This window comes from Pseudomonas sp. OTU5201, assembly GCF_038440135.1.
In the GTDB taxonomy this organism is placed as follows: domain Bacteria; phylum Pseudomonadota; class Gammaproteobacteria; order Pseudomonadales; family Pseudomonadaceae; genus Metapseudomonas; species Metapseudomonas resinovorans.
This window is the reverse complement of record NZ_JASATC010000055.1, coordinates 1-13,169: the sequence shown is the minus strand read 5'-3', so window position 1 is coordinate 13,169 and position 13,169 is coordinate 1. Positions and strand designations below refer to the sequence as shown.

The window sequence follows — 13,169 nt, the reverse complement described above, 5'->3', positions numbered from 1 at the left end:
CGACTAGTTGCCGCCGAGTGCTAATGGATCTCCGTCAGCTCTGTAAGTAGCTCCTCACGCAATCTCTGCAGTTCCTGCGAGTTGCGCTCCCGCGGGTGCGGCAGGTCGACTTTGACTTCGTGGCGGATGCGTCCCGGGCGGGCATCCATAACGATCACGCGATCGCCTAGGTACAGCGCTTCTTCCACGTCATGGGTGACCATGATCATGGTGCTGCGCTGCTGCACCCAGATGCGCTGCAGTTCGTGCTGCAGGTGCACGCGGGTGAGTGCATCGAGGGCGCCGAAAGGCTCGTCGAGCAGCAGCACCTTAGGGCGGGTGATCAACGCGCGGGCGATGGCGGCGCGCTGGGCCATGCCGCCGGAGAGCTGGTGCGGGTAGGCCTGTTCGAAACCGTTCAGGCCGACGAGGGCCACATGCTCGGCCACCAGCTTGGCCTTTTCCTTCTTGCCCAGGCGCTGGTTCCTGAGGGCCAGGGCGATGTTCTGCTCGACCGTCTTCCAGGGGAATAGGCGGTGGTCCTGGAACACGATGCCGCGGTCGAGGCTGGTGCCCGACACGGACTCGCTGTCCAGCTGGATCTGGCCCTGGTAGTCGTTCTCCAGGCCGACGATCAGTCGCAGCAGCGATGACTTACCGCAACCGCTGGCCCCGACGATGCTGACGAACTCGCCGGGCAGCACCTGCAGGTCGATGTTGTGCAGCACTGGCAGGGCCTTGCCGTCGATCTGGTAGGCCTTGTGCAGGCCGCGAATCTCCAGTGCACCGGGCTGGCGCAGGTCGTTGCCGAGCAGTTGTGGATCGAGAATGGCTGTCATGAGGTTACCTATCGCGAAGGTTGCGCCAGCGCAGCAGATAGCGGCTGAGGCGTGTAAACAGTTGGTTCATGGTGTAGCCGAGCAGGCCGATGCACAGCACGCCGATCACCACGACCTCCATGCGTGATCCGGTCTCGGCGTTCATCATCAGGTTGCCGAGGCCCATGCCGGTGGAGAGGAAGAGCTCGCAGCCCACCGAGCTGACCCAGGCGAAGGCCAGTGCGTGCAGCACTCCGTTGGACAGGCTGGGCAGGGCGCTCGGCAGTTGCACCTGGGTGAACTGCTGCAGCGGCGTCAGGGTGTAGATGCGGCCGACCTCCTGGTAGCTCTTCTCGACATGGCTGAATCCCTCGAAGCTGTTCAGCACCATGGGGTAGAAGGCTGCCAGGGAAACGATCAATACCTTGGAGAACTCGCCGCTACCGAACCACAAAGCCAGCAGCGGGATCAGGCCGAGAATCGGCACCTGGCGCAGCGTGTGGTAGAGCGGCGCGAGCAGGCGTTCGGCGATGCGCGAGTGGGCCATCAGCGCGCCCACGGCGAAGCCGGCGAGCACGCCATAGAGCAGGCCGAGGCAGGTGCGTTCGAGGCTGGCCGCCACGCTCAGCCACAGCTCGCCACTGGCCAGCAGCTCGTCGAGACCTGCGCCGATCTTGCTCAGCGGCACGAAGGCATAGGCCTGACTGGCGCCTTGGCGCGACATGTATTCCCATGCGGCGATCAGCAGCAGTGGCAGCAGCAGGCCGCGCAATGACGCGAGGAAGCGGATCAGAATCTTCATGCGCGTGGTTTCCAACGGAACAGGTGTTTTTCCAGGAGGCGGAAGCCGTAGTCGAGGGTGAAGCCGACCAGCCCGGTTACCACCACGCCGACCATCACGATATCGATGCGCATCATCTGCCGGCTCAGCTCGATCAACTGGCCGAGGCCGCTGTCGGCGGCCAGCAACTCGGCGGCGACCAGAACCATCCAGGAACGGCTGAGGCTGATGCGCAAGCCTGTGACTATGGGCGGTGCTGCGGCGGGGAAGGCTACGTCCTTGAGCAGGCTCCACAACGGCAGGCGATATACCGCGGCCACATCGAAGTAGCTGCGCGGAATGCCCTTAACGCCCTCGCTGGTGGCCAGGGCCACCGGGAAGAACGCCGCCTTCACCACGATGAGGATCTTGAAGGTCTCCTCGACGCCGAAGAACAGGATGAACATCGGAATCAGGGCGATGGAGGGGATCTGCCGCAGCGTATGGAACAGCGGCGAGCAGTAGGCTTCCACCTGCTTCGACAGGGCCATGGCGGTGCCGAACAGCAGGCCGCCGAGCGCGCCGAGGGAGAAGCCTATGCCCAGGCGCGACAGGCTGTTCTGCAGGTGCTCGCGCAGCTCGCCGCTGCCCAGCAGTTCGACGAAGGCCTGGTAGACATGCAGCGGCGGCACCAGCAGCTGGGTCGGGTACCAACCGGCCTGGGCCACCAGGGCCCAGACGACGAGCAGCGCTAGTGGCGAGGCGAACCAGCTCAGGCGGTTGAGTAAGGCGCTCAGCATGTCATCCCTCCAATACGGCAGCCGCGGGGGCGCGGCGTAGCTTGCGCAGCCAGCAGAAGCCGGTCACCAACAACAGCAGTGGAATCCAGGCGAGGAACAGGTTGCTCAGGCCGACCAGCTGGCTGATCACGCCGCCGAGCAGCGCACCGGAAAAGCTGCCGAGCATGCCGGCCAGATTGAACAGGCCGGAGATCTTGCTCTTGTCGGCGGCGTGTTCGCCGAGCTGGGCCATGTTGACCAGGTGCACCAGCGAGGCCGCCGTGCTCAGCAGCACGCCGCCGATGGCCAGCAACGCGTAACCATGTGCGCGGCCGAGCAGCAGCAGGCCGAGCACCGCGGCGCTCAGCCCGGCGACATAGGCGAAGCGCCGGCCGATGCGCTCTACCAGGTAGCCGAGACCGAACAGGCCGAGTACGGCGGCCAGGCCTTGTACCATCACCAGGCTGACCGCCTGGCTCTGCGAGAGCCCGGCGACGTCCATGGCCAGAAGAATGATGAAGGTGCCGAACAGCGCGCCGGTGGCACCGGAGAGCATCTCGATCAGGCAGCTCTCGGCGATTTCCAGGTTCTGCAGCATGGCCAGAACCTGGCTGAACATGCTGCCGCTTTCGGCGCCGACATCCAGGCTGCTCGGCTCCACCTGCTCGGCTTCCCAGAAGCCCAGGCTGTAGACCGCCATCAGGCCGAAGCACAGGCCGATCACCACGAAACCGAGGGTGAAGCCGGTGCTGCCGCTGAGCCAGTTGCCCAGCAGAGGGCCGAGCAGGCCCATGCCCAAGGTCAGCGAGCCGCGGTACCAGCCGGCCTTGTCGTTGCCGATGCGCTTGAGCTGGCGCAGAAACGCGCTGTTCATGGCGACGATGCGGAACGGGATGCACAGGCCGATCAGCAGGCGCGCCGCGGCCAGCCAGATCCAGCCGCCGAACAGCGGGATGGCCAGGTTCAGTAACATGGGCCCCAGGCTGGCGAGGAAGTACACCCGGCGCGCGCCGAAGCGGGCGATGACGAAGCCGGCCGGCAGGGTCAGCAGCACCATGCCCAGCGATTCCATGGCCGAGATGATGCCGAGCTGCAGGGAATTGGCACCGATCTCGATGGCGTACAGGGTGGTGATGATCTTGGCCATGCCGATGGTGGCGCCACTGAAGGCGGCCAGCAGCATGAAGTTGGCCAGGAAGGCGCCGGGGCGCCCGCTGGTTTCAGATCGCGACATTGACCTTCTCCAGCAGTTGTTCCAGCGGCTCGGCGGCTATCCATTGGCGCACGTCGAAACCGTGCGGGATGAAGTCCCAGCGCTCGAGGAAGTCGGTGAGGTCCTGCAGCGCGCCGGTGGAGCGCTCGGCCAGGTTGGTCTGCAGGCGCAGATGGGCGTCCTCGCCATAGGCGCGGGCCACCCAGTACTCGCTGCTGTTGGTCTCGCGGGCCAGGTAGCGACGGGTCTCTTCCGGGTGGGCCCAGGCCCACTGCTCGGCCCGCAGCACGGTATCGAGGATCAGCACGGCCGCCTCGAAGTGTTCATCGAGCAGGTGCTGGTCGACGGTCAGGGTGCGTGGCGTGCCGATGTTGGCGCGGATCAGCGGGTCCGGGTGCGAGCCGACATCCACCACCACGCGCAAACCGAATTCGTTGGCCAGGTGCAGGCCGTGTGCGCCCTTGACGAAGATCGCATCGATGTCGCCGCGCAACAGGCCGATCAGCTCGTTGTTGCGCTGCGGACGATTGCCGCCGAGGGTGACCTGGGCGCCATGCACATGGTGCACCGGCTCATCGCTGTAGGTGCCGCCGTAGGGGTAGTCGACCAGCTCCACGTCGGCGACCCGCAGGCCCTCCAGCTTGAGGGCGTTCTCCAGACCGCGAATGGCCTGGGCGCGGGTGAAGTCGATCTGCACGTTGGCCCACTTGGGCACGCCGAAGCGGCGGTTGCGCAGGTCGCGGATATCACGGATCTGGCTGTCATGGGTGGTGACGATCAGCTGCACCTCATCGGCCCAGGACAGGCCGATCACCCGGGTCTCGCTGCCACGGGCGCGAGCCCAGATGGCGGGTATGTTGCCGCCATGGCGCACCGAGTTGTGCAGGTGCTGGTCGAAGTGTGCCTCGCGCACTTCGCGGTCCGAGGACTCGCGCAGTGCCTGGATGCGGGTGCCCAGCGGTCGGAAGGCCTGGGCCAGACGACCGGATTCAACGGCGATGCCGAGCCCTGTAGGTACCGGACTATGGGTGTACCAGAGGGTATCGAGGGGTGTGCTCATGAAATGTCCACGAAACGCTTGTTCGGATGTGCTCCGTACGGGCGCAGTGTTCGCCCGTGCGGAACCACGACTCAGCCGGCGCGCTGTGCCACTGCGCTGCGCAGGGTTTCCAGCGGGCGGGCGTCGATCCAGTCCTGGACCGAGAAGCTCTGCGGGATGAAGGCCCAGCGCTGGAGGAAGTCGGTGAAGTCCTGCAGGGCCACGATCGAGCGCTCGTCGAGGTTGGTGCGCAGGCGCTGGTGGGCGTCCTCGCCGTAGGCCTGGGTTACCCAGTACTCGCTGCTGTTGGTCTCGCGGGCCAGGTAGCGGCGGGTGTCGTCGGGGTGGGTCCAGGCCCATTCCTCGGCGCGCAGCACCGAGCCGAGAATGCCGACCGCGGCATCGTAGTGCTGCTCCAGCAGGTTGGAGTCGACGCTCAGGGTGCGCGGCGTGCCGTTGTTGGCACGGATCAGCGGCTCCGGATGCGAGCCGGTGTCGATCACCGTGTGCAGGCCGAACTGTTGCGCCAGCTGTGCGGCGTGAGCGCCCTTGAGGAAGATCGCGTCGACTTCTCCGCGCAGCAGACCGACCAGTTCGGCGTTCTGCCCACCGCGACGGCGACCGCCGAAGGTGGAGGTGCCGTTGATCGTCTCCGCCGCCTCGTCGCTGAAGGTGCCGCCGTGGGTGTAGTCGACCAGCTCGACGTCCTTGACCTCCAGGCCCTCCAGCTTGAGGGCGTTCTCCAGGCCACGGATGGCCTGGGCGCGGGTGAAGTCGATCTGCGCGTTGGCCCAGTTCGGCAAGCCGAACTTGCGCCCCTTGAGATCCTTGGCGGATTTGATGCCACTGTCCGGCAGGCTGAGGATCAGCTGCACCTCGTCGGCCCAGGACAGGCCGATCACCCGGGTGTCGCGGCCGCTGGCGCGGGCCCAGATGGCCGGAATGTTGCCGCCGTGGCGGACCGAGTTCTGCAGGGTATGGTCGAAGTGCGATTCGCGCACCGCCTGGTTGGCCGACTCGCGCAGCGACTTGATGGTGGTGCCCTGGGCGCCCAGAGTTTCTTCCAGCCAGCCTTTCTGCACGGCGATGCCGAGGCCGGTGGGAACCGGGCAGCGGGTGTACCAGAGGGTATCGAGCGGTTGACTCATGGTGCGATTCCTTTCAGTCAGGCGCTGGCTTGCAGCGCGGCGGTGGGGGTTTGGCTCTGCACCGGTTTGGTGTGCACCAGTGGCAGCACCTCCTGGCCGATGCGCAGGGCTTCTTCGAGGTGCGGATTGCCGGCCAGGATGAAGGTGGAGAAACCGGCGTCGCGGTATTCGGCGAGGCGCTCGGCGACGTTCTCATGGCTGCCGACCAGGCCCACGGTCGGCCCCGGCTTGGCCTTGCCGAAGCCGGCCCAGAGGTTCGGGCCGAGGACCAGATCGTCGAAGCGGTCGCTGTTCTGGTGGTAGGCGTTCTGCCGCGCCGCACCCACCGAGTCGGAGCCGGTGGCGAAGTGCTTGATGGCGGCGCTGGTGCGCGCGTCGATGCGTTCGTACTGGCGGCGCAGTTCGCTCCAGGCGGCCTCTTCGGTCTCGCGGGCGAACAGGTCGATGCGGATGCCGAAGCGCACGCTGCGGCCCTGCTTGTCGGCCAGCTCGCGCACCCGTTCGAGGTGCGGCTTGAGCTTGTCGATCGGCTCGGCCCAGTTCAGGTAGACATCGGCATGTTTCGCCGCCACGTCCAGGGCAGCATCGGAGAAGCCGGAGAAGTACACGCCGGGCTTGCGCTCATGCTTCAGGCCGAGCGGCAGGGATCCGTTCTCCAGTTGGTAGATGTCGCCCTGGTAGCTGAACTGCTCGTTGCTCCACAGGCCATCGATGATGTCGAGGAATTCGCCGGTGCGCTGGTAGCGCTTGTCGTGTTCGAGGAAATCGCCATTGGCGCGCTGGCTGGCCGGGTTGCCGCCGGTGATGATGTTCCACTCCAGGCGACCGCGGCTGAGGTTCTGCAGGATCGTCGCTTGCTGCGCGGCATAGGCCGGCAGGGTCCAGGTGGCTTGGAAGGCGATCAGGAACTTGATCCGGCGGGTTTCGCGGGCCAGGGCGGCGGCGGCAATCCACGGCTCGGGGCCGGTCGGCAGCAGGGCGCCCTCGAAGCCGGCCAGCTCGGCGGCCTTGGCGACCTGGGCGACATAGTCGATATAGGTGAAGCCGTCCGGCTCGCCGTTGGGCAGGCGCCCCGGGGCGATGTTGCCGGGGCGGTGCACGGCGGCGCCGCGGTTGTTCTTGTCCGTGGCCAGGTAGGGACCATCGCTACCCAGCGGTAAACGCCAGAAAAATTCGGTGCTCATGGCAGTGTTCCAGTGGCTGCGTCGAGGAGGCCCGCCGCATGCTGCGAGCGGGGTTGCAGGGACTTGAGCAAGGCCTGTGCCGAAAGGCTGAAAGCCAGTTTTGACGAGGGCTGCAGCGATTTTTGGTGGGTCTTGCTAGAGGTGATTGCTGGTGCAGCAACACCTGCCCAGCACTGGCTGCTGGGGGGGCAGCAGATTCCGCTGGGGAAGGGCTTTAAAGTGCTGGGTTCGATAGTTAAATCATTGAAGTTCAATGTTTTTTTCTTATGGCACAAGTCCTGCTGAGAAGACGTCAGTGCCGTGCCGAGAAGGCGCGGTCGCCATCATCGACCCCCAGGAGCATCAGCCATGACCGCCAGCCTTACCGCCACCCAACTCAGCCAGATCGAACAGGCCAAACGCGATTTCGCCAAGGCCTTCCGCGTGCTCAAGGAAACCCGCACGCTGACTGCCACCAACACCTACCAGACCTATGTGCGAGTACCCGACAGTGATCTGGTGATCGCCCTGCACGCACCGGGCCCTTGGGCCGATGACCAGGAGATCCGCGCCGTGGTTGCCAGCTACAGCGGCCAGGTGGTGCTGGATGAGACCGCCGCTGGCAGCTCGCCGCTCAGCGGCAGCAAGGCCGGCGGCAACGGCCAGCGCTATGCCGGGGTGTTCCAGAAGCGCCCCGAGGTCAATGTGGTGATCCACGTGCACACGCCATACCTCGGCGGTTGGGCCAGCGCCCACCGGGTGCTGCCGATCCGCTATGCGGCCTCCCAGCGCGTGACCCTGGCCCGCGAGCTGCCGATCTACATCGACCGCCGCCAGCCGGAGCACGCCTTCATCGTCGAGAAGATCGAGGAGAACCCGCACACCCCGGCGATTCTCGAGGCCAACGGCGGCGCCACCTTCTGGGGCGAGAGCGTGCTGCAGGCATCCAGGCTGATCCTGCTGATCGAGGAGGGCGCCTACTTCCAGGGCCTCGCCGAACTGTTTGGCGGCTCCAAGGAATTCGGCCCCGGTGTACTCGAGCAGCAGTGGAAGATGACCGGCCTGTGGGCCCAGGGGCAGAAGCTGCTCGAAGCGGTGGCCTGAGCCGAGATGGCAGGCCGCTGCGGCGGCCTGTTCAAGCGACGAGCCCGAATGCAGTGCGCATTCGGGCTCGGTCGTTTCAGGCGCTGGCGAAGCTGAAGCGGCCCTCGGCCACCAGGCTCGCCAGCGGCTGGCGCTGGGTCGGTTGTTCCCGGGCGCGCAGGTCCTCGGGCAGCTCGGCGGCATCGCCACGGCGGCCGATGGCGATGGCCAGCTCGACCTGGTAACCGTCCGGCACGCCCAGTTCGCTGCGCGCCCGCTCGCGGTCGAAGCCACCGATGGCATGGCTGCTCCAGCCGCTGTGCTGGGCCTGCAGGGCCAGGCTGGCCCAGGCCGCGCCGCTGTCCAGGGAATGGCTGAGCAACGGGCTGTCCTCGCTGGCGCCGGGGCGGCGGTGATGGGTGCGCGAAATCAGCACCACCAGCGCGGCGGCCTTGGCCGCCCAGCGCCGGTTTTTCTCGCCGAGCAGGCCGAACAGGCTCGCCCAGCTGGGCGAACCGTTGAGCGCATAGACGAAGCGCCAGGGTTGGGCGTTGTTGGCTGAAGGTGCCCAGCGCGCCGCTTCGAAGAGGGCAAACAGCTCCTGCTCGGCGATCGCCTCGCCGGTAAAGGCGCGGGGCGACCAGCGTTCGAGGAACTGTGGATGAATGGCGTATTCGGTCTGGCGGGGTGTGCTCATGTCGCTGTCTCGTGCGGGTGAGTGAATCAGAGGCCGCCCTGGCGCTGGCGCTCGCGCAGCGCCAGGGCGGCCTCCAGGGGACGGTGGTCGACCCAGTCGTACAGGTCGAAGTCGCGTTCGAGGAAGCCATACAGCCAGAGCGCCTGCTTCTGCTCGGCGAACAATTCCAGGCGCTCGGCGGAGAGGTCCGGATGCAGGCTGCGGTGGAAGTCGTTGCGATAGGCGGCGGCTACTCCCGCGGCGCTACCGGCGGTCTCGCCCTCGAGGACGGCGTGCACGGCGGCGGGGTTGTCAGCGGCCCAGTCGGCGGCGCGCAGGGTCTCGGCGAGGAAGCGCACCAGCAGGTCGAAGTGCTGGTCGATCAGGTTCTTGTGCACGGTGATCGGCCGTGGCGTGCCGTTGTTGGTGCGCAGGTGGGCAGAAGGCAGGGCATCCAGGTCGATGCCGACCACCACGCCGGCGGCACGCGCCGCATCCACCGCTGCGGCGCCTTTGACATAGACCGCATCGACCCGGCCGGCGGCGAGTTGCTCGATACCGGCCCACAGCTGGCGTGGCCCGTTCTGCCCGCGCTTGCCATGCCCGGAGGGCACCTCCACCAGGGTCACGTCATGCAGGCCGAGCCCGACGCTGGCCAGCGCGCCGCGATAACCCTGCAGCGACATGCCGCGGGCGATACTGGAGCCGCGGGCGTGGCTGGGCAGCGGATGCTCGATCCACTGCGGTAGCGCCAGGCGCTTGCCGGCGAGATCGGCGGCGCTACGGATGCCGGACTCGGGACGCACCAGGATCACCTGCCATTCGTCGATCCAGGTCAGGCCGATCAGGCGGGTCGGCGCGCCTTGGGCGCGGGCGGCGAAGGCGAGGATGTTGCCGCCCTCGCGAATCAGCTCTGGCAGCTGGTGGTCGTAGTGATGCTGGCCGAGACCGGGGTTGTCCTGCAGGGTCTCGACGGCGACGCCGTCGTCGGCGAAGGCCTGCTGCAGCCAGCCGAGCCGGTAGGCCAGGCCGGTGGCGGTCGGCACCGGGCAGCGGGTGAACCAGAGCTTGTCGAGGCTGGGCGTTGGGCGGGGCGAAGACTGTGGCATGGGCGGCTCCAGAAGCAGGCGGCGCGCCGGAGCCCGGCGGCCGCGGTTGGATTAGCGGTGGCCGCGCAGCAGCGGCAGGACTTCTTCGCCGACCCGGTAGGCTTCTTCCAGGTGTGGCGTGCTGGCCAGGATGAAGGCGTCGGCGCCGAGCTGGACCAGTTCGTCGAGGCGTTCGGCCACCTGCTGGTAGCTGCCGACAATGCCGTTGGTCTGCCCGCCGCGCAGCAGGTTGAAGCCGGACCAGACGTTCGGCTCGAGGATCAGGTCGTCGAAACGGCTGATGCTCTCGGGGCGATTGCCGGCCTGCCGGTTGGCCCCCACCGAGTCGCCGCCGGGACGCTGGGCGGCGCGCGCCAGTTCCGCGGGCGACAGCCGCTCGAAGCCCTTGCGCACCTCGCGCCAGGCCTCTTCCTCGGTGGCGCGGGCGATGATGTCGACGCGCACCGCACACTTGATCTTGCGCCCCAGGGCCTCGGTGCGCTCGCGTACGCGGGCGAACTTCTCGCGCAGCTGGGCGAAGGGCTCGAGCCAGGTCAGGTAGTACTCGGCGTGTTTCGATGCAGTAGCGAGTGCAGCATCCGAAGAGCCGGAGAAGTAGATCTCGGGAAAATCCTGCTGCGCCAGCGGCAGGGCCAGACCGGCGTCCTCGACCTGGTAGTAGCGGCCCTGGTAGCTGAACGGGCCGCCGTTCCACACCCCGCGTAGCACGTCGAGGAACTCGCTGGTGCGGTCGTAGCGCGCATCGTGGCCGGCGCTGTCGCCCCACCACAGCTGGGCAGGGCCGCCGCCGCCGGTGATCACGTTGAACAGCGCGCGGCCGCCGTTGGCGCGTTGCAGGCTGGCGGTCATGCGCGCGGCGGTCAGCGGGTTCAGGAAGCCCGGCTGGAAGGCGATCATGAAGCGGAAAGTGCGCGTCTCGCGGGCCAGGAAGGCGGAGATGGCCCAGGGTTCGTCGGTCATCGGGAAGGACGGGATCAGCCCGCCCTGGAAGCCGGAGATCTCGGCGGCGCGGGCGATCTCGGCGAGGTAGTCGATATAGGTGAAACCGTCGTCGCGGGTGCTCAGCCCGCTACTGCTGGGGCTGCCGTTGCCGAAGAACCAGTCGCCGCGAAACGGCTCGCGGTTGCGGTGGGTGCTGGGCTCGCCATGGGTGGGCAGGCGCCAGAAGACATCGATGGCCATGCTGTGGATTCTCGTCAGGCGGTGTGGGCGGTGGCGCCGGCAAGGCGGGCGCGCAGGGCGGGCAGGACGTTCTCGCCGATCCGGTAGGCTTCCTCCAGATGCGGCGCGGCGCCGAGCAGGAAGCTGCCGATGCCGGCAGCGGCATACTCGGCCAGCTGCGCGACGACCTCGGCGTAGCTGCCGACCAGGGTCGCGCTGGCGTCGCCACCTGGTTGCCAGAGGCCGCTGCCGCCAGGTGCCTGCAGGCCTGACTGGGCGGCCAGGCGCTGGGCATCGGCCAGGGCCTCGGCGGCATCTTCGCGGGCCAGCAGGTCGAGACGCAGGCCGGCCTGCGGGGCACGCCCCTGTTGGCGGGCGATGCGGGCCAGCTCGTCGAGCAGCGGCGCCAGTTCGCGGGGCGGTCGCGCGGAGAAGACATGGACGTCGGCCTGGCGGGCGGACAGCTGCAGCGCCTCGGCGTCGTCGCCGGCGAGATAGATGGGCGGCACCCGCTGGCCCGCCAGCGGGCCCTGGAAACCGCCATCGAGCACCTCGAAGAAGCGTCCCTTGAAGCTGAACGGCGCCTGGGTGATGACTCCGCGCGCCACGCCGATGAATTCCTCGATGCGCGGCAGCAGGTCGGCGTCGGCGACGAAGTCGCCCTGGCGTCTGCGCGCGGCGGCATCGGTCGGGGTGCTGAGCTGCCAGGCGAAGTGCCCGCCCGTGAAACGCTGGTAGCTGACCGCGTTCTTCGCCGCATACACCGCCGAGCCGCGCGCCGCGTCGAACTCGGTGAGCAGGCGCAGGTGGCGGGTACTGCGGGCGACGTAGCCGGCGATGATCCAGGGCTCGTCGCCCTCGGGATGGTTGCCGATGCGGATGCCATCGAAGCCGGTCAGGTCGGCGGCGCGGGCGATCTGCTGCAGGTAGTCGAGGTAGTTGAAGCGTTCACCGCGCGGGTCGCTGACACCGGGACCGAACACGGCCTGGCCCTCGCGCTCACCGCGCAGATGGAGGCGGGCGTCGGCATAGCGCGAGTCGCGCCAGTTGGGCAGCTCCCAGATGAATTCGATGCTCATGGGGCTCTCCTCAGGGGCGGCTGGCCAGGTCGGCCTGGTCTGCCTGCCAGTAGTGCTCCAGCTGCAGGTCCTTCAGCCCCTGGGTGACGAATTTCGGCTCGAGCAGCGCATTGACGTCGACTTTGCCGCGAATCAGCTTGGCCTTCTGGCTGTAGCTGATGGCGTCGGCGTAGTGCTGGCGCAGGGCCTGGTCATACAGCGGGGTGAACTGGCCGACCCAGGACTCGCCCTCGACCTCGCGCTGCAGCACGCTCAGCGGTTGGCCGGACTGCGCCAGGTAGCCCTGGTAGGTCTCCCGATTGGCGTCCTGGGCGGTCCAGTGGGCGGCCTTCAGGTAGGCGGTGACCACCAGCTGGGTCAGCTCCGGCTGCTGGGCCACGAAGTCGCTGGCGCCCCAGAGTTCAGCGCGCATCTTCCAGTCGCGCGGCGCCTGCTTGCTGGACCAGATGATCTTGCCGACCTGTTTGTCTTCGAGCAGGAAGGCGTCGCTGAGGGTGAAGAACGCATCCACCCGCCCGGCGCTCAGCGCAGCGGCCCCGGCCTGGGGGTTGAGGTTGAAGATGCGGAAGTCGGCAAAGGCGAGGCCGTTGGCCTCCAGCAGTTTGGCGAACGACAGCTCCCAGGGACGTCCCCGATGCAGGGCGATGCGCTTGCCTTTGAGGTCCTTGATCGAGGTGGCACTGGAGCCGCTGGGCACCACCAGATAGACATTGTTGCCGCTGCCGCCCGGGGCGACCAGCTTGGTGGAGACGCCGGAGGCGTTGGCGATGATCGACGGCAGGTCGCCGTAGAAGGCGAAGTCGATGCGCTGGTTGGCGAATTCCTCGTTGACGAAGGTGCCGACCGAGGCGGTGGCCGCGGGGACCCATTCCAGCTTGATGTTGCGCTTGGCCAGCTCCTGCTGCAGCCACTGGTCGCGATCCATCACATAGGCCGGGCCGTTGAAGGTGATCTTGCCGGCATTGGCATAGGCCACGGTGGCGATGCGAATGCTCTGGGGCGGCTCCGCCGCAATGGCCTGGCTGGCCAGCAGGGTGGCCGGCAGCAGGGCCAGGCGGCGCAACAGTCGGATGAGGGTAAGTGCTTGCATGGCGATATCCTCGCGAAAGCCCGCGGCCCGGCAGGCCGCGGGCGGGGGGGGTCAGAAGTCGCTGGTCACCGA

At 67.4% G+C, this 13,169-nt stretch carries 14 protein-coding genes; 2 read left to right on the top strand and 12 right to left on the bottom strand.

Annotated features, from left to right (window positions below):
• Positions 1-20: 20 nt before the first annotated feature.
• The 7 genes from AAHM40_RS24420 to AAHM40_RS24390 all read right to left on the bottom strand — a co-directional run bounded on the left by AAHM40_RS24420 (position 21) and on the right by AAHM40_RS24390 (position 6,920).
• Positions 21-818: an ABC transporter ATP-binding protein gene (locus tag AAHM40_RS24420; protein WP_342246992.1), complete on the bottom strand. Its 798-nt coding sequence runs from the start codon at positions 816-818 to the stop codon at positions 21-23.
• Positions 819-822: 4 nt separating this feature from the next.
• Positions 823-1,599: an ABC transporter permease gene (locus AAHM40_RS24415; RefSeq protein WP_446731618.1), complete on the bottom strand. Its 777-nt coding sequence runs from the start codon at positions 1,597-1,599 to the stop codon at positions 823-825.
• On the bottom strand, positions 1,596-2,357 hold the full coding sequence (locus AAHM40_RS24410; RefSeq protein ID WP_342246991.1) for an ABC transporter permease: 762 nt from the start codon (positions 2,355-2,357) through the stop codon (positions 1,596-1,598). Before AAHM40_RS24410 ends, AAHM40_RS24415 begins: the two co-directional genes overlap by 4 nt.
• Position 2,358: 1 nt before the next feature.
• Positions 2,359-3,570, bottom strand: coding sequence for an MFS transporter (locus tag AAHM40_RS24405; protein ID WP_342246990.1), 1,212 nt, complete (start codon positions 3,568-3,570; stop codon positions 2,359-2,361).
• Complete coding sequence (locus AAHM40_RS24400; RefSeq protein ID WP_342246989.1) at positions 3,557-4,609, bottom strand: ABC transporter substrate-binding protein; 1,053 nt, start codon at positions 4,607-4,609, stop codon at positions 3,557-3,559. Before AAHM40_RS24400 ends, AAHM40_RS24405 begins: the two co-directional genes overlap by 14 nt.
• 71 nt (positions 4,610-4,680) lie before the next feature.
• Positions 4,681-5,736, bottom strand: coding sequence for an ABC transporter substrate-binding protein (locus tag AAHM40_RS24395; RefSeq protein ID WP_342246988.1), 1,056 nt, complete (start codon positions 5,734-5,736; stop codon positions 4,681-4,683).
• A 17-nt stretch (positions 5,737-5,753) separates the two neighbouring features.
• Positions 5,754-6,920 (bottom strand): LLM class flavin-dependent oxidoreductase, encoded by a 1,167-nt coding sequence (locus tag AAHM40_RS24390; protein WP_342246987.1) that lies wholly within the window; start codon positions 6,918-6,920, stop codon positions 5,754-5,756.
• Between the two features lie 63 nt (positions 6,921-6,983).
• Here AAHM40_RS24390 and AAHM40_RS24385 point away from each other — a divergent pair, with 63 nt between their 5' ends.
• Both AAHM40_RS24385 and AAHM40_RS24380 read left to right on the top strand, forming a co-directional pair.
• Positions 6,984-7,205 (top strand): hypothetical protein, encoded by a 222-nt coding sequence (locus AAHM40_RS24385; RefSeq protein ID WP_342246986.1) that lies wholly within the window; start codon positions 6,984-6,986, stop codon positions 7,203-7,205.
• A gap of 63 nt (positions 7,206-7,268) precedes the next feature.
• On the top strand, positions 7,269-8,003 hold the full coding sequence (locus AAHM40_RS24380) for a class II aldolase/adducin family protein (protein ID WP_342246985.1): 735 nt from the start codon (positions 7,269-7,271) through the stop codon (positions 8,001-8,003).
• Between the two features lie 76 nt (positions 8,004-8,079).
• On the opposite strand, the gene AAHM40_RS24375 is transcribed toward AAHM40_RS24380, so the two are convergent.
• From AAHM40_RS24375 to AAHM40_RS24355, 5 genes are read right to left on the bottom strand one after another with little or no spacing between them, the layout of a single operon-like run.
• A complete protein-coding gene (locus AAHM40_RS24375; protein ID WP_342246984.1) occupies positions 8,080-8,679 on the bottom strand; it encodes a nitroreductase family protein in 600 nt (199 codons plus the stop codon).
• A 26-nt stretch (positions 8,680-8,705) separates the two neighbouring features.
• A complete protein-coding gene (locus tag AAHM40_RS24370) occupies positions 8,706-9,767 on the bottom strand; it encodes an ABC transporter substrate-binding protein (protein ID WP_342246983.1) in 1,062 nt (353 codons plus the stop codon).
• 51 nt (positions 9,768-9,818) lie between these two features.
• The gene (locus AAHM40_RS24365) at positions 9,819-10,949 is read right to left on the bottom strand and encodes an LLM class flavin-dependent oxidoreductase (protein WP_342246982.1); all 1,131 of its coding nucleotides are present in this window, start codon (positions 10,947-10,949) and stop codon (positions 9,819-9,821) included.
• Positions 10,950-10,963: 14 nt separating this feature from the next.
• Positions 10,964-12,007, bottom strand: a complete 1,044-nt coding sequence (locus AAHM40_RS24360; protein WP_342246981.1) for an LLM class flavin-dependent oxidoreductase — start codon at positions 12,005-12,007, stop codon at positions 10,964-10,966.
• Between the two features lie 10 nt (positions 12,008-12,017).
• Positions 12,018-13,097, bottom strand: coding sequence for an ABC transporter substrate-binding protein (locus tag AAHM40_RS24355; protein ID WP_342246980.1), 1,080 nt, complete (start codon positions 13,095-13,097; stop codon positions 12,018-12,020).
• Positions 13,098-13,169 lie beyond the last annotated feature (72 nt).